The sequence below is a fragment of the Pseudomonas mosselii genome (assembly GCF_019823065.1).
GTDB classification, from domain to species: Bacteria; Pseudomonadota; Gammaproteobacteria; order Pseudomonadales; family Pseudomonadaceae; genus Aquipseudomonas; species Aquipseudomonas mosselii.
In genome coordinates, this window is sequence record NZ_CP081966.1 from 3,420,221 (window position 1) to 3,441,793 (window position 21,573).

The 21,573-nt window shown below is 60.2% G+C and carries 24 protein-coding genes; 7 read left to right on the plus strand and 17 right to left on the minus strand.

Annotation, left to right across the window (positions count from 1 at the left end):
• Positions 1-51: 51 nt before the first annotated feature.
• From K5H97_RS15835 to K5H97_RS15845, 3 genes are all read right to left on the minus strand, one after another.
• The gene (locus tag K5H97_RS15835) at positions 52-309 is read right to left on the minus strand and encodes a hypothetical protein (protein WP_028690773.1); all 258 of its coding nucleotides are present in this window, start codon (positions 307-309) and stop codon (positions 52-54) included.
• Between the two features lie 658 nt (positions 310-967).
• Positions 968-1,681 carry a tellurite resistance TerB family protein gene (locus K5H97_RS15840; protein WP_028690772.1) on the minus strand — a complete coding sequence of 238 codons (714 nt, stop codon included), beginning with the start codon at positions 1,679-1,681 and terminating at the stop codon, positions 968-970.
• Positions 1,682-1,847: 166 nt separating this feature from the next.
• Positions 1,848-2,243 carry a RidA family protein gene (locus K5H97_RS15845; RefSeq protein ID WP_028690771.1) on the minus strand — a complete coding sequence of 132 codons (396 nt, stop codon included), beginning with the start codon at positions 2,241-2,243 and terminating at the stop codon, positions 1,848-1,850.
• Between the two features lie 140 nt (positions 2,244-2,383).
• Between K5H97_RS15845 and K5H97_RS15850 the strand changes: the two genes are divergently transcribed.
• The gene (locus tag K5H97_RS15850) at positions 2,384-3,298 is read left to right on the plus strand and encodes a LysR family transcriptional regulator (protein ID WP_028690770.1); all 915 of its coding nucleotides are present in this window, start codon (positions 2,384-2,386) and stop codon (positions 3,296-3,298) included.
• A gap of 226 nt (positions 3,299-3,524) precedes the next feature.
• Here K5H97_RS15850 and K5H97_RS15855 read toward each other — a convergent pair whose 3' ends face one another.
• Both K5H97_RS15855 and K5H97_RS15860 read right to left on the minus strand, forming a co-directional pair.
• Positions 3,525-4,559, minus strand: coding sequence for a GNAT family N-acetyltransferase (locus tag K5H97_RS15855; RefSeq protein WP_028690769.1), 1,035 nt, complete (start codon positions 4,557-4,559; stop codon positions 3,525-3,527).
• A gap of 226 nt (positions 4,560-4,785) precedes the next feature.
• A complete protein-coding gene (locus K5H97_RS15860; protein WP_028690768.1) occupies positions 4,786-5,214 on the minus strand; it encodes a hypothetical protein in 429 nt (142 codons plus the stop codon).
• A 339-nt stretch (positions 5,215-5,553) separates the two neighbouring features.
• On the opposite strand from K5H97_RS15860, the gene K5H97_RS15865 reads away from it, so the two are divergent.
• A complete protein-coding gene (locus K5H97_RS15865) occupies positions 5,554-6,111 on the plus strand; it encodes a GNAT family N-acetyltransferase (RefSeq protein ID WP_028690767.1) in 558 nt (185 codons plus the stop codon).
• A 76-nt stretch (positions 6,112-6,187) separates the two neighbouring features.
• Here the strand turns inward: K5H97_RS15865 and K5H97_RS15870 are convergent, their stop codons facing one another.
• From K5H97_RS15870 to K5H97_RS15890, 5 genes are all read right to left on the minus strand, one after another.
• Positions 6,188-7,162, minus strand: coding sequence for a 5-oxoprolinase subunit C family protein (locus tag K5H97_RS15870; RefSeq protein WP_028690766.1), 975 nt, complete (start codon positions 7,160-7,162; stop codon positions 6,188-6,190).
• Entirely contained in the window at positions 7,159-8,031 is an 873-nt protein-coding gene (locus tag K5H97_RS15875; protein WP_028690765.1) for a 5-oxoprolinase subunit B family protein, read from the minus strand. Before K5H97_RS15875 ends, K5H97_RS15870 begins: the two co-directional genes overlap by 4 nt.
• Positions 8,028-9,401 (minus strand): acetyl-CoA carboxylase biotin carboxylase subunit, encoded by a 1,374-nt coding sequence (locus K5H97_RS15880; protein WP_028690764.1) that lies wholly within the window; start codon positions 9,399-9,401, stop codon positions 8,028-8,030. Before K5H97_RS15880 ends, K5H97_RS15875 begins: the two co-directional genes overlap by 4 nt.
• Positions 9,402-9,411: 10 nt before the next feature.
• Positions 9,412-9,657 carry an acetyl-CoA carboxylase gene (locus K5H97_RS15885; RefSeq protein ID WP_023629552.1) on the minus strand — a complete coding sequence of 82 codons (246 nt, stop codon included), beginning with the start codon at positions 9,655-9,657 and terminating at the stop codon, positions 9,412-9,414.
• Positions 9,658-9,751: 94 nt separating this feature from the next.
• Entirely contained in the window at positions 9,752-10,510 is a 759-nt protein-coding gene (locus K5H97_RS15890) for a 5-oxoprolinase subunit PxpA (protein ID WP_028690763.1), read from the minus strand.
• Positions 10,511-10,635: 125 nt separating this feature from the next.
• Between K5H97_RS15890 and K5H97_RS15895 the strand changes: the two genes are divergently transcribed.
• From K5H97_RS15895 to K5H97_RS15910, 4 genes are all read left to right on the plus strand, one after another.
• Positions 10,636-11,553: a LysR family transcriptional regulator gene (locus K5H97_RS15895; protein ID WP_028690762.1), complete on the plus strand. Its 918-nt coding sequence runs from the start codon at positions 10,636-10,638 to the stop codon at positions 11,551-11,553.
• Between the two features lie 122 nt (positions 11,554-11,675).
• Entirely contained in the window at positions 11,676-12,179 is a 504-nt protein-coding gene (locus K5H97_RS15900) for a sigma-70 family RNA polymerase sigma factor (RefSeq protein ID WP_028690761.1), read from the plus strand.
• Positions 12,179-13,177: a FecR domain-containing protein gene (locus K5H97_RS15905; protein WP_051555680.1), complete on the plus strand. Its 999-nt coding sequence runs from the start codon at positions 12,179-12,181 to the stop codon at positions 13,175-13,177. Before K5H97_RS15900 ends, K5H97_RS15905 begins: the two co-directional genes overlap by 1 nt.
• A gap of 81 nt (positions 13,178-13,258) precedes the next feature.
• On the plus strand, positions 13,259-15,667 hold the full coding sequence (locus tag K5H97_RS15910; RefSeq protein ID WP_028690760.1) for a TonB-dependent siderophore receptor: 2,409 nt from the start codon (positions 13,259-13,261) through the stop codon (positions 15,665-15,667).
• A gap of 250 nt (positions 15,668-15,917) precedes the next feature.
• Here K5H97_RS15910 and K5H97_RS15915 read toward each other — a convergent pair whose 3' ends face one another.
• Positions 15,918-16,982: an SDR family oxidoreductase gene (locus tag K5H97_RS15915; RefSeq protein ID WP_028690759.1), complete on the minus strand. Its 1,065-nt coding sequence runs from the start codon at positions 16,980-16,982 to the stop codon at positions 15,918-15,920.
• Positions 16,983-17,055: 73 nt separating this feature from the next.
• Between K5H97_RS15915 and K5H97_RS15920 the strand changes: the two genes are divergently transcribed.
• Positions 17,056-17,466 (plus strand): MerR family transcriptional regulator, encoded by a 411-nt coding sequence (locus K5H97_RS15920; RefSeq protein WP_028690758.1) that lies wholly within the window; start codon positions 17,056-17,058, stop codon positions 17,464-17,466.
• 141 nt (positions 17,467-17,607) lie between these two features.
• On the opposite strand, the gene K5H97_RS15925 is transcribed toward K5H97_RS15920, so the two are convergent.
• From K5H97_RS15925 to K5H97_RS15950, 6 genes are all read right to left on the minus strand, one after another.
• Positions 17,608-18,117 (minus strand): GrpB family protein, encoded by a 510-nt coding sequence (locus K5H97_RS15925; protein WP_028690757.1) that lies wholly within the window; start codon positions 18,115-18,117, stop codon positions 17,608-17,610.
• An 89-nt stretch (positions 18,118-18,206) separates the two neighbouring features.
• Positions 18,207-18,725, minus strand: a complete 519-nt coding sequence (locus K5H97_RS15930) for an AAA family ATPase (RefSeq protein ID WP_028690756.1) — start codon at positions 18,723-18,725, stop codon at positions 18,207-18,209.
• Positions 18,726-18,856: 131 nt separating this feature from the next.
• On the minus strand, positions 18,857-19,231 hold the full coding sequence (locus K5H97_RS15935) for a MerR family transcriptional regulator (protein WP_028690755.1): 375 nt from the start codon (positions 19,229-19,231) through the stop codon (positions 18,857-18,859).
• A gap of 72 nt (positions 19,232-19,303) precedes the next feature.
• Positions 19,304-19,879, minus strand: a complete 576-nt coding sequence (locus K5H97_RS15940; RefSeq protein ID WP_036986114.1) for an NAD(P)H-dependent oxidoreductase — start codon at positions 19,877-19,879, stop codon at positions 19,304-19,306.
• A gap of 244 nt (positions 19,880-20,123) precedes the next feature.
• Positions 20,124-20,510 carry a cupin domain-containing protein gene (locus K5H97_RS15945; protein ID WP_028690753.1) on the minus strand — a complete coding sequence of 129 codons (387 nt, stop codon included), beginning with the start codon at positions 20,508-20,510 and terminating at the stop codon, positions 20,124-20,126.
• Positions 20,511-20,582: 72 nt separating this feature from the next.
• The gene (locus K5H97_RS15950) at positions 20,583-21,404 is read right to left on the minus strand and encodes an AraC family transcriptional regulator (RefSeq protein ID WP_028690752.1); all 822 of its coding nucleotides are present in this window, start codon (positions 21,402-21,404) and stop codon (positions 20,583-20,585) included.
• Positions 21,405-21,573: the final 169 nt, after the last annotated feature.

Sequence of the window (21,573 nt, forward strand, 5' to 3'; positions counted from 1 at the left end):
GCCCCGGCAATTTTGATTGCGGCGCGGAACCTGGGGCCTGTGGCAGCTCTATCAGTGCAATGTGTATGACAGCGGTCGCGCACTCATCTGGAGCTGGGCCAGTGCCGACTCCAGCAGCGTCCGGGTGGCATCAAGCTCGTGCATCATCGTCAGCATCACCAAAGTGGCCGGTGATTTGGGCAGGTGGCTGAACGACTGATGGGCGACGGCCAGCGCGCACATGACGTACTCGGTGGCTTGGACGAGGGTGTCCTCGAGGAGATGGGGGGATTCGGTGGACGGGGGTGGGTCCGGGACGATCTTGAGCATGATGAAATTCTCTAGTTGCGCTGATCGGACCGCAGCCCATCGCTTGCAGGCGATAGGGTGGCGGCTACGTACGGGCCTGCAAGACCGGGGCAACTAGAGTAAGCCCGGCTGACCCGAAGGCCACCCGTACGCAGCCACCATAACGCACTGCCAGTGGCTTGAGACCAATGGCAATAGGTGGCGCTGATCTAGTTGTCCCGCTCAGGCTTGCAGACCCGGCCGCTACTTTTTGCAGCGACCCAGCGAGACTAGACCTCTGTTGGAAGGCGTAAAAGCGGCTAAAGCATGCTTCGGAAACGGACTACTCGAAATAGGGAAAATCTGATTAATCCCTGTAGGACGCGACGCGGGGTCTCTCCCCTGCCCCTCTACCCAGCCGTGCCGTTGGGCGTGGGGCTGTTCGTGACGCGGCGTCGGTTCACGGAGGTGGGCTGAAGCCCAGGTCAAGCTCTTGCAGGAGATCGCCGTGCCCTATGGGCTACACAGTCGTGCAGGAAACAACGTTACAAGCATTACCAACGTGGGAGCGGGCTTGCCCCGCGATGCGGCGTATGGCACCGGCATTACCGGTGATCGCGGGGCCAGCCCGCTCCCACGCAGCCCAACAACCAGATTGCATTGAGAACAGCGCCTTGGGTCAATGTCCACTTCGGATCGATCAGGCAGCCCCCTTCGCCTGCTGTTCCAGATGTACCTGCAACGTCGGATCGATCCCCAACGCACTGGCCAATTCATCAAGGTAGGCCCGCTCCGCATCCTGCTGGTCATCCACCAGCATCACACTGGCCAGATACATTTCCGCAGCCATGCCCGAGTCCTGGGCCGACTGTGCCACTTCGGCAGCATCGAGGGGTTTGCTGACTTCCTCATCCAGCCATTGCTGCAATTGCGGGTCGCTGGTGTGACGTTTGATTTCGGCATAGATCAACTGTTCTTCCTGCGGGTCGATGCGACCATCAGCCTTGGCTGCCGCAATCAGCGCACGCAAGATCGCATGGCTGTGATCTTCGGCCTCGGGGCCGGACAGTTGATCCACGGTACGCACGGCCTGTTGCGGCGCGGCCGCCTGGCTGCGCTGCCAACTTTGATAGGCCTGGAACGCCATCATGCCCAATGACGCCAGAGCCGCGTAATTGACGCCGCCAGCAGAGCGTCCCTGAGCGGAAGCGCCGGCGTTGCCACCACCGCCACCCAAAAGGCCGCCCAGTAAACCACCAAGGCCACCACTGCCACCTGCGGTAATGCCGCCGCCAAGCAGCCCTCCCAGCAAGCCGCCCAGGCCATCCTGCGCTGACATGCCGCCGCGCCCTTGTTGTGCTTGCGAACCCTGCCCGGCCCGGAGCAACTGTTCCAGTAGATCACTCGTGTTCATCGCACCGCCCTCGGTCGGTAGTCGTCGCCCAGACAAGCAACGATAGCCCCCGCAAGGCGAACCGCCATTACCGTCTGGCCGACGGGTAAGCGGGGGCTTACCGAGTGCAGCGAAATAGCACGAATGCTCCCTGCGGCTTGAACCGGAAGCAGGGGCTGGACCGCCTCTATTGCGGCAGTTTCGCGATCACCTTGATCTCGAAGTCGAAGCCGGACAGCCAGGTCACGCCAAGAGCGGTCACCGTGGGATAAGGCGCTTCACCCCAATACTCAGCCGCCACCTCCCAGATGGTCTCAAACTTCGAGTCGGGGTCGACCATGAAGATGGTCGTATCAACCACATCCTGGAAACTACTGCCGGCCTCGGCGAGGATCGCATTGAGGTTGGCGAAGGCCAGGCGAACCTGCGCCGCGAGGTCCGGCTCGGCCGTGCCATCCTTGCGGCTGCCGACCTGACCGGATACGAACAGAAAACCGTTGGAGCGAATCGCCGGTGAGTAGCGGTGCAGCTCGTACAAAGCATGGCGATCGGGTGGGAAAACGACATCACGTTTACTGGACATTACCTACCTCGTTCTGGGCTATCGCGGCCCGTTGTCTACGGTGAGGCCACTTTAAAAAGGCTACCTACCTGGATAAACGGGCAGCACTGGCCAGGACTGTTTGTATAATCCAAACAATCCAGGTGCGAACGAGGCGTGGAATGGACCGATTCGATGCGATGCAGGCGTTTGCCCGAGTGGTGGAAACCGGCAGTTTCACCAAGGCAGCCGCCACCTTGCACATGAGCAAGACCACCGTGACGCAGCTCATTCAGCAGCTGGAAGCGAGGCTGCGCGTGCGCCTGCTCAACCGCACCACACGCAAGGTCAATGTCACCGCCGACGGCGCGGCTTACTACGAACGCGTTGTTCGGTTACTGGCAGACATGGACGACGCCGAGACCAGCTTGTCCAGCGCCTCGATGACGCCGCGCGGACGGTTGCGGGTGGATGTCCCCAGCCCGCTGGCGCGAATGCTGCTCATACCCGCCCTGCCGGAATTCTTTGCACGTTATCCGGAAATCCAGCTGACCGTGGGCGTGAGCGATCGCATCGTCGACATCATTGGTGAAAACATCGACTGCGTGGTACGTGGCGGCGAGATCACCGATCAGTCCCTGGTGGCAAGGCATGTGGGCGATTTGAAACTCGGTATCTATACCACGCCCGGGTACTTGCAGCGCTTCGGAACACCAGCACACCCGCGTGAGTTAGCGGAAGGCCAGCACAAAACCATCGGCTTTCTCTGGTTTCGAACAGGCAAAACCTTGCCCTACGTGATGCAGCGAGGTGAGGAGCGCATAGAGGTCCAGCCCCGTCCGCAACTGACGGTCGATGACGGCAATGCGTACCTTGCCGCCGGTCTGGCTGGCTTGGGGATGCTCTGGCTGCCGCAGTACATGGCCAAACCGCACCTTAACAGTGGGGAGCTACTGCCGCTGTTTGAAGACTGGCATATGTCGCCAATGCCGATGTACCTGGTTTTCCCGCCGAATCGCCATGTCAGCGCCAAGGTTCGGGTATTTATCGACTGGATAATCGAATTGATGGCCGAGCATGCGCCAGTGATTGGCTGAAACAGATGCAAGGCCGCTGCACCGAATTTCCGCTGTTGCCCGTTTCTGACAGTGCGGCAGAGGCCAACTATGGGTCGTTAGCGGCATTTCGTGACCGGCCGCTTCCGACCCATAGCAGTCCTTGGCGCAGGCCGTTTAACAATACATGGCTGACTTGTAAAGGTGCAGCAAACGGCGAGTAGACTGCCAGCAGCCAATCGATCTGCACGTTACTCTCCAATCAGGTCTAGTCACTGAACTCCCACTTAAGTATTGGGAGATGCCGGAGCTCGCCACATACTGGACGCGGTACATCGCGCACATGCTGTGCACCGAGCAGCTCGTAGAAGCCCCGTGCCGATGGGTCCGATTCCACCGCTAGCGTATTCACGCCCAGTCCACGCGCCACAGCCAGAGCATGCCCCACCAGGCGCCGTCCGTAACCGCTTCCCATCGACTGTGGGTCGACCCAGCAATGCTCCAACTGCCAGCCATCCTCGCCGCTCTCAAGCCCATAAAAGCCCAGTAGTTGGCCACCCGCTGCGACCAGCACTGCGTAGTGGAAGGTCATTTGCTCGGGGCGGAAAGTCAGCGCTGCCTGCCATGCCTTCATCCAAGTCTCGGGGTATCCCCAATGGGCCTTGCTGCGCTGAGCCAAAGCACTGAGTGCCTGCGCATCAGACCCGCGGGATGGGCGAAGGATCGGTGTGTCGTCCTCCAGCAGAGCTCGCCCCGCCGGGTCAGAGGCCAGCAGGCTGTACTGGTGCAGGCTGAGGAAGCGCCCGTTCTTGTATTCCACATCCCGCAGGGTTCCCTCAAACACGAAGCCGACCCGCTCCAGCAAACGAATACTGGCGGGGTTCTCCGGCTCAACATCTGCGTGAATGCGATGTACGCCGAGGGTGCCCAGGGCGAAGCGGAGGATGGTGGGCAGGCAGTCTTGCATCAGCCCTCGGCCCCAGTGTTCCGGCATCAGCCAATAGCCGATATCCAAGCTACGGTCGGAGTGTGACCAATCGTTGAAACCACAAGCGCCTATCAGTTCGTCCCGTCCCGGGAAGGTAATGCCCCACCAAATGCCCCGGTGCTCTTCCAGCAGAGCGTCATACCAGCGCATCTGCTCGTCCGTCGCTTCGAGGCTGTCGTAAGACACGCCGTAGTGGGCAACAACCTGCGGGTTAGAAAGCCCGGCAAAAATCGCCTCGGCGTCATTGCGATTAATCCGCCGCAGCGTGCAACTGGGCAGGAAGAACTCGGGAAACTCGATAGCAAGGTCCATCATAAAAAATCCGCAGGGCTGGGTCAGTGCAAAAATGGTCGCAGCAAAGGGCGCGGGAGTAAAAGGACAGTCAGGAAGCTATTAGGCGGAACAGTCCAATAAAGAGTAATTGAGTGATTACTGGCAGGGGGGGTAGCCAGTTGGTGCTATTGGTCACCGGCGGCTATGGGTCGATAGCTGCCACTCGCAAGTGACCACAGTCGACCCAAAGCGGCCCCACTGCCTTTCGTCATACTTGACTATGTGTTCTAGCCTTTCGTGAGGTCATAAGCGTTTGGCACATAGTCGCCACTTCTGGGATGGCCGCAGCCAGCGTGGACAATACTTGATGCATTTCCTGAGCATCTGGAAATGGATATACATCCAGGCTCATGGCAATCCTAAGCTTGCGCGGATCTTGCTGTTCTCTGAGCCACGTCTCGACCTCACGCGTCATTGCCGAACCGTTATCGTTTGTTTGCCAAGCCAACAAATTGAAAAGTTCGGCCACCAGCTCTTCGGGCACTGTTCGGGGTATTTCTGCGAAGAGACGATTGGCTAGGTCAAGCTCGCCAAATACGCTTACCACGTCATGCACCGCGTCAAACGCCTGGGTGTATTCGGCTACGTTGCGCTCGATTTTAATGATGTCGAGCGCTTGTTTTAGCGATGGGTGCATATAGTCATTCCATGGTGTTGCAGGAGTGTTTGACTATGCGGCCATGCAGACCCAAGGCATCGTCAGCGCGTTGAGCAGCGGTGTCGCAACGTCTCACACCTTAGAGGCAAGCGTTCAGGCCGAAAAGAATTATCTTATTACCTTTTTCAAGCGACCGCTTCTGGCCGACTTCTGCCTGTTCCCACCGTCTGCTCTGGGTCGAAAGCAGCCAGACACGGATAACTGCTCTCGTCCCATAGCTGCCCTTGGCGAAGCACAGATAACAGCCAGCAGCGGTCGACACAAACCAGCCCGGTACAGATAATCAACGTCTCACAGGGATGCCCGGGAACGAATGTCATGGACTGTCTATCGACGCTTATCACTGACCGGCTGGTTCTCACCCCCCTTCAGTTAGAGGATTCACCCATTATTCAGGAGCTGTTCCCCTGCTGGGAGGTGGTTCGCTATCTGGATCGTCGTGTCCCATGGCCGTATCCAGAAGACGGGGCGCTGATCTATGTCCGAGATATCGCCCTGCCTGCAATGGCAGCAGGTCGTGAATGGCACTGGATGATCCGCATGCGCGACGATGCTAGCTGCACCCTGGGTAGCATCAGTTTGTATGATCAGCCTGGAAACAACAGGGGCTTCTGGCTCGCACCACAGTGGTGGGGAAAGGGCTACATGCGCGAGGCATGCCGGATTATCAATGCCTATTGGTTCGAGACACTGTCGCGTCCGGTCATGCAGGTTCCCAAAGCTGTTGCCAATGACGCATCTCGCAAGGTCTCGACACATGAGGGTATGCGCTTGATAGACGTGCGGGCAGGAGATTTCGTATCTGGACGGATGGAGGTCGAAATATGGGAGATGACTCGTGCTGACTGGTTAGAAAGATCGACTGCCAGTCGCTAGTGCTTTACGTCAGAGGTTGAAGCGCGGGCAGCCGCCCCCGCACCGAAGTGCGGCGTTGGCTTGCCATTTTGGCTTTTCAGGAAGGGAACAGCTTGCTCAGACAGCTGAACTTTTTCTTATAGGAACGTCGGGCTTGCAGCGCCTCTTCCAGCGTCACCGCAACGAAGCGGGCCTTCTGGTTGGGTTGCATCTGGCCGACCAGGTCGAGGTCGGCGCTGATCACCGTGCCGATCATCGCGTAGCCGCCACCGGACACCGCATCGCGGTGCAGGATGATCGGCTCGAGCCCTGCCGGCACCTGGATCGAGCCGATCGGGTAGCAGCTGTCGACGATGTTCGAAGGGTCGGAGCCAGCGCCGAACGGCTGCTCGCGAGGCTGGAAGCTCAGCGGGCTGCCACCCTTGAAGCGGTAGCCGATGCGATCTGCCTCCGAACCGACGGTCCAGGCTTCGGCAAAAAAGCTGTCCGCCGCCGCCAGGGTCAGGCGGTCGTAGTACAGCCCCGGCACCACCCGCAGGGTGATCTCCCCTCCCAGAGACTGACGCAACGCCATGGGCAGACTCGCCCCGGCACTCCCCTTGCCGCTGGCGGTGCCGATCGGCAGTTCATCACCCATCACCAGCCTGCGCCCCTGAAAGCCACCCAGCGCCCCCAGTGCGTAGGTGGAACGACTGCCGAGCACCACCGGCACATCGATACCGCCGGCCACCGCCAGATAAGCCCGCGCGCCAGCCTTGGGGAAGTCGAAACGCAGCACTTGTCCGGCCTTCACTTCGAAGGCGGTGTCCAAGTGCATGTCCACGCCATCGACCTTCGGCGTCATCTGCGCACCACATACCGCTACCAGGGCGTCCTGCTGAAATTCCAGCTCCGGCCCCAGCAAGGTGCATTCCAGCGCCGCCGAATTGGCCGGGTTGCCCACCAACTGGTTGGCCGCGCTCAGGGCGTACTGGTCCAGCGCCCCGGAAGGCGGGATACCCAGGTGGTAGTAGCCCTCGCGGCCGAGGTCCTGCACCGAGGTGGCCAGACCGGGTTTGAGCACTTTGATCATGCCAGCACCTCCTGCAGAGACTTGGGATAACCGATCGGGTCGGCGAGGAACGCATCGAGCGAGAACTCCACTGGACGGATGCGCAGATCAAAACGCCCGGCTTCGACCTCGGCCACGGCGTGATCATAGGCATCGCGGTCCATTGGCTTGAACTGCACGATGTCGCCGGGGCGGAAGAACACCATGTGTTCCTTCAGGTACGCCAGGTTCTGCTGCGGGTCGTAGATCGGTGCCGGAGTGACGCCAAACATCTGGTAGCCACCGGCGCCACGTACCGAGTAAATGCAACCGAAGCAGCCGCCATGGCCCAGGGTCAGTTTCGGTGTGTCGGTGCGGGGTCGCAGGTACTTGGGCACCTGCAATTGCCGTTCGCGCTCGACCATCTGGAACATGAACGGCAGGCCCGCCACGAAGCCCACCATCGAAACGAACCACGGCGCGCCACTGTGGGCGGCGATGAACGCCTCGACGTCGGCCAAGCCATTGATGCGCGCAGCGTACTCCAAGTCCGTGGCATTCGGGTCCTGGTGGCGGTCGCGAAAGCGCATCAGGGTTTCGTGGGTCCAGGGATCGTTGTAGAGCACCGGGATCTCGATGATCCGGGTGTGCAGGGTGCGCTCGGCCACGGCCTGGGCCTCGGCCCCCTTCACTGCTTCAAGCAGATCTGCCGGCGCGATGCGATCCGGGTCAAAGCGGATCTGGAACGAGGCGTTGGCCAAGCACACGTCGAGCACGCCATCGAGGGCCAGACGCTCCACCGCGCGGGTGACCGCCATGCCCTTGAAGAAGGCCTCAAGGGACATGCTGTCGCTGACTTCGGCAAACAGATGTTCGTCGGCGCCAAAGCTGTAGCGAATCGGACTGCTCATGCTGCACCTCCACTGCGGCGCTCGGCCAGCCAGGTTTCCAACGTGCCGGTGTGGAAATCGGCGGTGTGCAACCAGGGTTGCTCCAGCAGTTCCCCATGCAACGACAAGGTGCTGGCCATGCCGGTGAGCGTGGTCTGCTCGACCGCCAGTCGCGCGCGGGCCAGGGCTTCGGCGCGGTCACGGCCATGAACAATCAGCTTGGCCAGCAGCGAGTCATAGTAGGGCGGCACCCGGTAGCCTTCATACAGATGACTGTCGACCCGCACGCCCTCGCCTTGTGGCCAGTTCAGCGCTTGCACAAGCCCTGGGCTTGGGAAGAAATCCCGTGCGGGGTCTTCGGCGTTCAGGCGCATCTGCAGGGCCGCGCCGTTGATTGCGATATCGCTCTGCTTGAGTCCCAGTGGCTCGCCACCGGCAATGCGCAGCATGGCCTGGACCAGATCGATACCGGTGATCAGCTCGCTGACCGGGTGTTCTACCTGGATCCGTGTGTTCATCTCGATGAAGAAAAACTCGCCGGTGGCGTCATCGTACAGATACTCAAGGGTGCCGGCGCCCTTGTATCCCAGCGCCTCGGTCAGGCGCACGGCGCTCGCGCACAGAGACTCGCGCTGCTGGGCATCGAGGATCGGTGACGGCGCTTCTTCGAAGATCTTCTGGCGGCGGCGTTGCAGCGAACATTCGCGCTCGAACAGGTGCACCGCCTGCTTGCCGTCGCCCAGCACCTGCACTTCGATATGCCGGGCCTTGCCGATGAAGCGCTCCAGATACACCGCGCCATTGCCAAAGGCGGCCTGGGCTTCGCGCTGGGAACGGGGGAATTCTTCGCGCAACTGTTGCGGGTTTTCCGCCAGGCGAATGCCGCGTCCACCGCCTCCGGCCGAGGCCTTGATCAGCAGCGGGAAACCGACGGATCTGGCGGCCTCGAGCGCCGACTCCACATCGAACAGTTCATCGGCAGAACCGGGCACCACCGGCACGCCCGCCGCTTGCGCGGTGCGCCGGGCTTCGGCCTTGTCACCCATGCGGCGGATGGTCTCGGGGCTTGGGCCGACGAAAATCGCGCCAGCGGCGAGTACCGCTTCGGCGAATTCGGCGTTTTCCGAAAGAAAGCCATAACCGGGGTGCACCGCAGTGGCCCCGGTGGCCTTCAGGGCACCGAGCAAGGCCTCGACATTGAGGTAGCTCTTGTCAGCGCGGGCCGGGCCAAGGATGTGTACTTCGTCGGCCATGCGCGCGGCCTGGGAATCGACGTCTGCTTCGCTGCACGCTGCCACGGTTGGAATCCCGAGCGCTTTCGCGGCACGGATGATCCGCACGGCGATCTCGCCACGGTTGGCGATCAGCAGTTTACCAATGCCTTGAGTCATGGTTGTGCCCTCACGCATCTTCGAGTGTCGCGATGACCTGACCCGGCTCCACCGGATCACCGTCTTCGACCAGAAATGCGTCCAGACGCCCTGCCGTACCCGCGGTCAGTTCGGAAAACTGCTTCATGACCTCGATCAGGCCAATCACCGTGTCGGCACTGACGTTGGCACCGGCCTCGACGTAGTTCGGCGATTCCGGGGTGGCTTTGCGGTAGAAAGTTCCCGGCAATGGGGTGATGACGGTGTGCTGCGCCATGTCTGTTCCTCTTGGAATAGTTGTAGAAAGGCAGGCAAAAAATCTGTGTATCGAGCAAACCCTGGCGTCTGCGTGCCAGGTGTCGTCGGTGGCTTTAGCGCGGTGCGCGCACCTCGATCCCCGCGCCATCGAGTGCTTTACGGGTGGCCTCGACCAGTGCCAAGGCACCGGGTGTATCGCTGTGCAAGCAGATGGAGTCGAACTCGATCGCCAGGTCTTCACCTTCCACCGTGCGCACCACGCCCTCCTGACAGGCACGCAGGACCCGCGCAGCGACCTGCGCGGGGTCGTAGGCACGCACATTGCGGGTGAAGACGATGGAGCCGCTGATGTCGTATTCGCGGTCGGCATAGAACTCGCGGATCACGGGCTGGCCGAGCTCAGTGGCGATACGCCAGATCGTCGAGTCGGGCATGCAATACAGCAGCAGTTCAGGCTCGAGGCGCTGCAGGTTTTCCACCAGCAAGCGCGCCGCTTCTTCGTCCCGGGCCAGGTGCATGTACAGCGCACCGTGCGGTTTGATGTGCTGCAGGGCCACGCCTTGCGCTCGGGCGAGCTCACGCAGGGCCCCCAGCTGGTACAGCATGTCGTCCACCAGCTCCTGGGCCGATGCATGGATGTGGCGGCGGCCGAACCCGACCAGGTCGCGAAAGCCCGGATGGGCACCGACGGCCACGCCCAGGCGCTTGGCCTGCTCGACCGTGCGGCGCATGGTGCCGGGGTCGCCGGCATGGAAACCGGTGGCGATGTTGGCCGAGCTGATGAAGCCCATCAGTTCGTTGTCGACCCCGTCGCCGATCGTCCACGGACCGAAGCCTTCGCCCATGTCCGAATTGAAATCTACTGCCTGCATGACACGTGCTCCTGACGCTTGTGACTTCATGCAGAGCACGTTAAGTTCCAGCCACCCCCTTGGGAAGATCTATTATCTGAGGGGGCATCTTCTGAAAATCAGATACCTCATCAAGCGGAGTGTTCATGTCACTGACCCTGCGCCAGGTTCGCTACTTCGTCGCCACGGCCGAGATCGGGCAAATCTCCCAAGCTGCGATTCATCTGAATATTTCCCAGTCGGCGGTGACCACTGCAATCAAGGAACTGGAGGGCATGCTCGGCACGCTACTGTTCCAGCGCTCGGCCCAGGGCATGAGCCTGACCGATGCCGGACGGCACTTTCTCAATCGGGCCTACGTGATCTTGCGCAGCGTCGAGGACGCCCTCAACAGCCCACTGCCGGACGTTCGCGCCACCGGCCTGTTGCGGGTAGCGGCCAGTTACACGGTGATCGGTTACTTCCTGCCCCATCACCTGCAACGCCTGGAACACTGGCACCCGGACGTGGCCATCGAAGTGCACGAACGGGAGCGCCAGGCCATCGAGCAAGGCCTGCTCGAAGGCGAATTCGACATGGCGGTGGTGCTGACCTCGAACCTGACCCACCCGGACATCGTCTCGAAAACCCTGTTCAATTCCGAGCGCCGGCTGTGGCTGCCCAGCCATCACCCGCTGTGCGAGCGCTCGGCCGTGAGCCTTGCCGACGTCACACAGGAGCCGTTCATCCTGCTTACCGTCGACGAAGCCGAACAAAGCGCCATGCGCTACTGGGAACATGCCCAGCAGCAGCCCAACGTGCGAATCCGCACCAGCTCTGTGGAGGCAGTGCGCAGCATGGTGGCCAACGGCAGCGGCGTGGCGATCCTCTCCGACCTGGTACATCGCCCCTGGTCGCTGGAAGGTAAACGCATCGAAACGGTGACCATCACCGACAAGGTCACCCCCATGAGCGTCGGCCTGGCCTGGCATCGCGAGCGGGAATTCAGCCCGGCGATGCACGCGTTCCACCATTACTTCCACGATGCATTCCTGGCGCCGCAACAACTTTCCGCACGGCGTTGAAAGCAAGCAAATGCCCCTCATCCATCAGGCCAATCATGCCCCGCGCCCTCCTGCATTCTTGTCGCTACCCAATTAATCCCATATGATACTAAGTCTCATTTGCACCAATTTCGTGACAGCTCATGGCATCTATCGATACCGCTCAGCTCACTGCTCTTTACCAACAGCAACACCGCTGGTTGCGTAGTTGGCTGTATCGGCAATTGAGCTGCTCACACCGCGCCGCTGATTTGATGCAGGACACCTTCATGCGCCTGTTGGCCAGCAACGAGGCGCTTGAGATCCGCCAGCCTCGGCCTTTGCTGGCCAAGGTGGCACGCAGTGTCCTGTCCAACCACTACCGCCGCGCACGCCTGGAAAAAGCCTATCTGGATGCGCTCCAGACCGAAGACAAAAGCGTGCTGCCGGACCTAGCGACCCAACTGATTATTTTCGAGACGCTGGTTCGACTCGACGAAGCACTGTGCGAACTGGATGTCGCCGTCAAAAAGGCTTTTCTCTGGTCACAACTCGATGGGCTCAGCCACGCAGATATTGCCGAGCGACTGGGTATTTCAATCGCTACCGTCAAGCGCCATATCATCAAGGCGGGTGCGCGATGCATGCTGGTGACGGAAGCACTGTAATGACTATCACCGCCAACGCCTTTGGCCGAGAATCCTCGCTATCGCCAAAAATGTGTGAGGAGGCGATGGAGTGGTGGCTCGATATGCAGGAGGCCAATTTCGATTCACCCGCACAGGCCGCATTCATGGCGTGGCGTAGTGAACACCCCTTGCATGAACTGGCCTGGGAAAAAGCCTTGGAGTTGGGGGCGCAGTTCGATTCATTGCGCACCCAAGGCGATCCAGACCTCGCCCGACAGGCCCTGTTGCTTCCCTCCCAGGAAGGGCTGAGCAGGCGTCGGGCAATAAAGGGCCTGGCCTTGCTGTTGGCTGCAGGTACCGGTGCCTGGCTGAGTCGAGACAGCGAGTTGATGTCGCGCATGAGTGCCGACTACACCACGGGCGTGGGCGAGCGCCGACGTGTTGCGCTGGCCTCGGATCTGTCGCTTGAACTCAATACCCGTAGCGCAATAAATGCTCGCACGGCTGACCAGCGCTGGCACCTTCGATTACTCAGCGGCGAGGTCCTGATCAACACCGCCTTGAACCCGGCGCTGTTTATCGAAACCGCACAGGTTCGGGCGCAGGCGTCCTCGGCGCGTTTCACAATGCGGCAGTTTGACAATGGCTCAACCCAGCTGGCGATCTATCATGGCTCGCTTGAAATAAGCCCGACCCAAGCCAACCTCTGGACCACTCTGCAAGCCGGGCAGCTGGCGCGTTTCGGGCCGTTCGGGATACTCGATCAGGGGGCAATGCAAGCATCCTCTCCCGCCTGGGCCGAAGGCATGATCGTCGCCAACGGCCAACCGCTCAAGGCGTTTCTCGACGAACTTGGCCGGTATCGCCATGGGCATCTTGGGTGCGACGCCGCCCTGGCCAACCTGCGCGTATGGGGCACCTACCCGCTGGCAGACAGCGATCGAATCATCGATGCCGTCGCCCACACACTGAAACTGGATGTACAGCGTTTCACTCGCCTGTGGGTCAACTTGCGTCCCCTGCCCGCTAACGTTTGAAATTTTTTCGTCCTCGATGAGCCGTTTTGATTTCTGGCGAGACTCATAGGCCATACATCAAAAATCATCGGGAAACTTCACATGCACCACCGCAGTTTTTCCTCGTACTCCGTTACCTCGCTCGCCACTACCCTGGGTTGCACCGCAGCGGTTCTGCTCGCCACCTCATCGCCAGCCTGGGCAGCCACCGACAGCCGCGTGCAGCACTACGAAATTGCCCCGGCGCCACTGGGCGCTGCGCTCAATCAGCTGGGCCAGCAAGCCCATTTGTTGTTGTCGTTCCCCAATGAGTTGATTGCCGGGCAAAACAGCCCTGGCTTGAGTGGCGATTACACGGTCGACGGTGCCTTACAGGCGCTACTTGAGGGCAGCCAACTCCTTGCGGTTCGCCAGCCGGATGGGCGATACCCCCTCCAGCGTGCACCGGCCTCTGCCGTCCTGGAGCTTCAGAGCATTTCCATTTCGGGCAAGGCTCCCGGGTCGACTACAGAAGGCACTGGGCTCTATACCACCTATTCATCCAGCAGCTCGACCCGCTTGAACCTGACCCCCAAGGAAACCCCGCAGTCGCTGACCGTCATGACCCGCCAGCGCCTGGATGACCAGCGCCTGACCAATCTCAGCGATACCCTCGATGCCACACCAGGCATCATCGTGCTGCGCGACGGACAGGGTGCCGAATCCGACGGTTACTTCTCCCGGGGCTTCGAGATCCAGAACTTTGAAATCGATGGCGTGCCCACCGTCAAGCGCATGGACAATTACACCCAGAGCATGGCGATGTACGACCGTGTGGAGGTGGTACGCGGTGCTACCGGCCTGATCAGCGGCCTGGGCAGCCCTTCAGCGACGATCAACCTGATCCGCAAGCGTCCGACCGCCGAGGCTCAGGCCAGCGTCAGCGCTGAAGCCGGCAGCTGGGACCGCTACGGTACCGGCTTTGATGTGTCTGGCCCGCTGACCGAAACCGGCAACGTACGCGGTCGCCTGGTCGCCGACTTCAAGACCGAGCAGTCCTGGATCGACCGCTACAAGCAGGACTCGCAACTGATCTACGGCATTACCGAGTTCGACCTGACCGAGGACACCCTGTTGACCATGGGCTTCAGTTATCAACGCACAGACGTCGACTCGCCCATGCGCTCCGGACTGCCGACCCGTTTCACCGACGGCTCTCGCAGCAACCTCAAACGCTCGCTCAATTCGGCACAGACCTGGTCCTACAACGACCATGAACAAACCAGCTTTTTCACCTCGATCGAACAGCAGTTTGCCAATGGCTGGAGCGGGAAGATCGAACTGACCCACTCCGAAAACAAGTTTGACGAAGTCTTCAACTACGTCAACGGCAGCCTCAACCCGGACGGAAGTGGCACCACGCAGTTGCCAGTGCGCTTCTCCGGTGTTCCCCGCCAGAACAACATCGATGCCTACCTGACCGGCCCATTCGATCTGTTGGGTCGCGAGCACGAGCTGATCGCCGGCGTGACCTTGTCCAACTACTACGAGAATGTGCCAAGCTACGGCGGCTGGAAATACGACTATTCCGGCTCCCCGGCCGGCGCAATCGACAACCTGCTGAACTGGAACGGCGCCTCGGTGAAACCGCAATTCGACGTCACGGGCAAGTCCACTGTCGACGAAACCCAATATGCCGCCTACCTCGCCACGCGCCTGCACGCCACCGACGATCTCAGTATCTTGCTGGGTAGCCGCGTGATCGACTGGCATCGCGAGATCGAGGATAAACCCTACAACGCTGAACACACCAAGACCAAGGAATCGGAAACCGGCGTCTACATTCCCTATGCTGGCGTGGTGTATGACGTCAACGATACGTGGTCGCTGTATGCCAGCTATACGAAAATCTTCAACCCTCAGTCGTCCTGGGTTCGCGACATCAACAACAAGCCACTGGATCCGATGGAAGGCACCGGCTATGAAGTCGGTGTCAAGGGCAGCCACTTCGACGGCAAGCTGAACTCCAGCATCGCGCTGTTCAAGATCGAGCAGGACAACCTGGCGATCTGGATCGATACCCCAGGCGGCAATACCTACAAGTCGGAACAGGGCACCACCACCAAGGGCGCTGAATTCACCCTGGACGGAGAGCTGGCCGAAGGCTGGCAGGCCTCCGCCGGTTATGCCTATGCGGTGAGCACCGACGCTGACGACCAGCGTATCGTTACCACCCTGCCCCGCCACAGTCTGAAGACCTTCACCAGCTATCGCCTGCCGGGCATTCTGGACAAGGTCACCCTCGGCGGTGGTGTGAACTGGCAGAGCAAGACCGGTGCCGACCTGCACACTTTCACCCAGGGCAGCTACGCCGTCACCAACCTCCTGGCTCGCTACGACTTCAACCAGCATCTGAGTGCGTCAGTCAACCTGAACAACGTGTTCGACCGCGAATACCTCAGCTATGCCGGCGACCACGGTATGTACGGTGCTCCAAGGAACATCATGACGGGTATCAAGTACACCTTCTGACGTTCGCACGCGCCGTGCTGAAGCAGGGCCATCGGTTTCAATCCAGCGCAGCCCTTGAACCACACCATGACGAAGCAGTAGCGTCAGCAGCACCTGGAGAAAATACGCCTGGGTCGATAGCGGTCAGATGCAACCGACAGTTTTCGCCCCATGGCTGCCTTTGGTGAAAAGCAGCCATAGGCCGTAATCGGCAGCATGGCGAGCGTCATGGCATGGGCATGGCCCAGCCTATTGCCTGAGGGGGGGTGTTTCAATGGGTCAAGTAACCATTGACGTAGCGCACTGTCTTTTCCAAAGCTCGCGCCATGTCCGGATGTGTCAGCTGATACTTCAGTTCCAGTTGCCGGCTATGACACATGTCAAAGCGTTGCGTCTGAATAAAGTTCAATGACTCGGCGCTGATCGCGAATCGGGACGCCAGTCCGGGAATTGTCAAAAGCCATCTCAGCAACCCTATCGCTACATGGCGACGGGGTGCCTTTATATTCAGCGTTTTGGCTATCTGCCCCAGCATCTCCTGCAAGTTCGGTGTATGTTCATAAAGCGTCAGGACCTGCTGGTTGGCCATCGAGGGGTCGAACGCCGCGCAAGTTATCATGGTCACCAGGTAATCGACGCTGACTAAGGGCAACCAGTGCCTGGTGGAGCCGGGGACAGCCTTGAACCGGCCTTGTGCCAGATTTCGAATGAGTTCGGCCAAAGGTTGTCCTTCGACAATGTGCCCGCTCTCGCTGTGGCCACACACCGTAGCCGGGTGAACGATTGTGTAATCCGCGCCCACCTCCTGCATGTAACGGATGACCGCAAAATGAGCCTCGAGCTTGCTGCCTTCGTAGCCACCTGCACGGGCGTAGACGGAGGGCCAGTTCGTGTTTTCAGGGCGCTCATTGTCCACCCCGATACTGGCCAGGTGGCAAAGGTTTTGCAGCATGAAGCCACCCACCATCAGCAAGCGGATGCGCTGGCTCGCCGCAAGCCTGGCGACTCGCAGCGCCCCTTGCACATTGACTTCGCGGGCGCGCTCCATTGTCAGCCCCCAGGAAAATTGTGTCGCGAGGTGGAAGGCCACAGAGGCCGACGACACGCGCTGCTTGTCTGCCTCGCTGAGCCCAAGCCCCTCTCTGCTGATATCGCCCTCAACGGCATGGATACAGGCAGGGTTACCACCCAGTCGGCTTACCTGCTCCCTGAGGCGCTCAAGGTTTGCAGGGGTGCGCATAAGCACCCAGACCTTGTGCCCTGTCGCAGTAAGACGAGCCAGTAAATGCTGACCGATAAACCCACTGCCGCCTGTGACGAAACATTCCGCGCTCATGCCTGAATCCTTGTTTGGATGATGGGGGCAGGCTAAGGTGTAGAGTCTGCTCTACAGTCAAGGAATTTTTACTGTGAACATTGGAGAGTTGGAGCGCCGTAGTGGAGTTGGCCGCCATGCATTGCGCTATTACGAACAACTCGGGCTTATCGTGGCCCATCGACAAGCCAACAACTATCGCAGCTACAGCGATCAGGCCGTTGTTGACCTGGCCTTCATTCAGAGTGCCCAGGGCGTGGGCTTTTCGCTCGCCGAGATTGGCGACATTCTTGCTGCCAAGCGGGGTAATACGATCAATTGCGCGCAAGGCGCGGCCTTGGTCGCCAGCAAGATGGCCGAAATTCAGACGAAGATCACCACCTTGCAAGCCACGTATGTTTTTCTGGAAGCAGAGCGTGTGAAGCTTGAAACCAGTGCCATTGCCCTCGGGCAAACTATTCCTCACCTTCCTGTACAGGGGCATGGCGCAACGCATCCTGAGTAAAACCCTGCCGAGGGTAAGCACTGAAATGAGCCTTCACGTGCTCACCTACAACCTCAAGCGAATGATGAGCATCTTCGGCATCGCAGGGCTGCTTGAGGCGATCAGGGCGTAAACCCCGCTTGAGTCAACGAATCGCCCTCATCACCGTCTGATGCCCACCTCAAGCAACGCCGTGATGATAAATGGCCCCTTCTTCTCCAGATATTCAGCCATCCCCCCGGTGTTGGTGGCCTCCAGCTCGATCTTGAGGTCTTGATATCGCTGGCGCAGGGAGGCGTCGTTCCTGAGCAGTTCCCTGAAGGTCAGCATCTGGATGATTGAAGGGTGACCACATCTGCAGATGTGGACCTTGTGGGTGCGCACCTCGCCAATATTGCGGCGATAGAAGTGGTGCCCTTCGGACAGGTCGCTGCCGCGTACATACCCCAAGCTAAGCAACACCTCGTCTCGGGCTGCTGCATTGCAATGCTCTGAAACCTCGATCAGCACATCGATCTCGGGCTTGGCGGCGAGTTGCGGGACAGCCGTGCTGCCCACATGGTGCATGGCGATAAGCTCATCACCGAATGCCGAGACGAGCAGCATTTTGTCCGCCTCGTACCGTTGTGGCCATTCAGGGTTGTAGGTCGTGATCTTGCTGGTCAGCGCCATGGGCCATCCTTGCGCAGGTTAAAACGTTCTGACACGCCTTCACGGCAGGCGCCTGCCGCCACGAGATCTAATAACCTTGCGCAGCCTGATCAGCCTGTGCCCAGACTCGCGAGAAATACCTCGGTATCCCGGTTGGACCGCAGGCAGACCACGCGAAATCCCGACGGGACTGTCGCCACGAATCGCTTGATTGCCTCCCGGGACGAGGTTTTCGTCCGCCACATGAAGCCGAGAAACTCCGGCAAGTTGGCCAGCAGTTCCGGGCAGTCGTCCGGCAGGTCAGGCCGGGATCGGCCGCGGTTCAGCATCGTTCTGAGGAACACGCGCCAGAATCGAAGCGGCGCCGAGCGATCGATCCATATCAGCATGTCAGCGCGGGCCAGCCGATTGTTCCATGTGGTCGAGTGCCCACCTTCGAAAATCCAGCGCTCACGGGCCTCGACCTCATGGCAAAGACGCGTCTTCTCGTCCCGGCTGCGTTCGACCCACCCTGGCTGCCAGTGAATCGTGTCGATATGCACGACCGGCAAGCCCGTGCGCTCACCGAGCTTGCGCGCCAAGGTACTTTTCCCAGAACCTGGCTGGCCAATGATCATCACCCGTTGCATTGAAGCTCCCTGCCGGCTGGATTTTGGGCGCGCGATTTTACGGCAATGGCCGACATGGTCAACCGCAAGCACACTCTCGAAGCCGTTTGGACGCAGGTCCCGTATTCTGTTCCCTGCCGCTCTCACGGAGCTTATGGCAGACGTTTAAGCCCGCACTGATACCTGGCACCTGCAAGGCTTGCTTCAAACGCTTCGAGCCCTGCGTATATCTTCTGCAGCCCAGTGATTTGCCCCAGCACTTCGCGTTTCTTGTCGGCAATGACCTTGCCCGCCAAGTCCCACGGCAAATCAGCACCCTGATGCCTCAGCAGAATGGCCTGCAGTTCTTTCAGTTTGAAACCCAACTGCTGCGCGCATTTGATGAACGTCAGCAACTCGACACTCTGCTGATTGTAAACGCGGTACTGCCCTTGGCGCTTGGGCGGTGGCAGCAGGCCAATCGCTTCGTAGTGGCGGATGGTCTTGACCGTGGTGCCCGACAGTTGGGCGGCTTTGCCGATATACATGAATGTCCTTTTCATCAGGGAGCGGGGCATCATTGCATGGCGCCAGCGGTTCTGGAACCACGTAGCCGCAGGTCAGCTGGCGATGCCTCGTGCCTGTTCGAGCCAGGCTCCACGCCGCAGCGCGCTGGAGCCGAGCAGTGGCCCGAACATCAGGGTACGCAGCGTTCTGATACCGCAGAACTGCAACGTGGTCTTGCGCACTTGGTGAAGGCCAGGCATGCGATACACCCAGCGGTAGTACCACGGCGGTGTATCCATCGTCACCAGCAGATGCGCTGTACGACCCTTGAGCAGTTGCTCGGGGAAAGCCTTGCCTGCCCTATACTGAAACGCGAAACCGGGCAGGAACACGCGGTCGAAAAAGCCTTTCATCAGTGCAGGGATACCGCCCCACCAAATGGGGTAGATAAAGACTAGGTGCTCGGCCCAGGTGATGTCGGCCTGGGCCCTGAGCAGATCGGGTTCCAGTGGCTGCGCTTGCCGGTAGCCGCTGCGTAATACCGGGTCAAAGCTCAAAGCATCAAGCCGTAACACCCTGACATCATGGCCGGCACTTCTGGCCGCCTCGACATAGCTCTCGGTCAGCGCTGCGCAGAAACTCTCGCTTGACGGGTGCCCCAGCACCACCAGTACTCGTTTGCTCATCATCACTTCATCCTGAACATGAAGCGTGCAGGGTAAAGCCTGACCATAACGGGAGAGTCAACTGCTCAGGCTGCTCTGGGGCCGTTTCAGTGCGCGGCATCCAGCGGCCAAAGCTAGAAATCCTGCCGTTGGTGAATGGCAGCTATGGCTCGAAAACGACCGCTCGTGAGCTCCCGCTTCCGACTCAAGGCGCACATCGATCCAAGGCCATTTAGTGAGTACCGGCCTCATCGCCTGCATCGTCAACTCAGATCCAGACGTCATTCACCGCAGTTCGCCCCCCTCCTTCATGACCGGTATTCAGAACGCCTCGCGGCTCGATCATCATCAGTTTCGTTTCCGCCTGGGCCGCTGTTCTGTGCGCTACACCACGCGGCACGACATACAGCTCACCCGGCCGCACATACACGCTGCCCTCTGGCAGATCGATACGCAAGGTGCCTGCAAGCACCAGGAACGCTTCATCCGTCTCCGGGTGCGAGTGCCAGATGAATTCCCCTTCAATGCGCACGACCTTGAATTGGTAGTCGTTCATTTCCGCGACCACCCTTGGGCTCCACTGCTGCTCGATCAGTGCAGCCTTCTGAGCCAGGTTCACAGGTTGCGATGCGCGTTGCGGGTGTGAGTCGGTCATGACAGATCCTCTGTAGTTAGAGTGATCAGGCTACCGAATAGAAAGCAGGCGGCTCTTGTACGATCCTGCAAGTCAGCGGGCAGGCCGCAAGCGTTCCAACCAGCGCAGGGGCGGCACGCCGTAGGTGCGAGTGAAATGTCGGGTCATGTGGCTCTGGTCGTGAAAGCCTGCAGCGAGGGCGGCATCGACCAGGGTGAAGCCCTCCAGGATCAGCCTGCGAAAACAGTCCAGGCGTCGTAGCGTGACAAAACGGTATGGGCTGGTGCCGTAAAGGGCTCGGAAGTCCCGTGACAAGCTCCATTGCTCACGCCCGCTGGCCTGCTCGAGCATTTCCAGCGTGATGCCGTGGTCAAGGTGCTCCATGATGAACGCCCTGGCGCGCTCGGCCGAGCGGTAGTCCAGGCGTTTGCGGCCGCGGGGCTTGCCGCCGACTGCACGCAGCGCCATGGCCAGGTCATAGACGGCGTCCTGCTCCTCCAGTGTTTCCAGCGGATGATCCAGTGCCTGCACGAAGGCCTCGCTGGCGCGATAGAGGCGCGGGTCGCGGGACATTCCGCCGGCAATGAACGGCAACGGTTCGCCGCCGAGCACGCTCTGGATCAGCGAAGGATCGATATAGGCCATCCGGTAGCGAAAGCCGATATCCGTGCCGGCCATGCCGTCATGGACTTCGTCCGGGTGCAGCACCAGGGTGTTGCCCGGCACGCCGTGGCACAGCGCCCCTTTGTAGTGAAAGCTCTGCACGCCGGCAAGGGTACGGCCTATCGAGTAGGTATCGTGCCGATGGGGGTCGTAGCCATGGCCGCCAAACCACGCCTCAATACGCTCCACGCTGCCAGGCGTGGCACTGCGTATGACCCAATCAGCGCAGGACGGGCTTGCTTTTCGTTCCATGGATAAGCTTGCTGCTAGTGCGCAATGGTGGATGAGGATGGCCCATCCTATTTCAGATTTGCGCGGACACCCAATCCATTTCCGCTGAATGTCCGCTATGGGTCGAAAGCGGTCATCCGGGAACGGCTGCTATCGACCCATAGCGGTCCTGCGCTGAGAGCAGCAAACA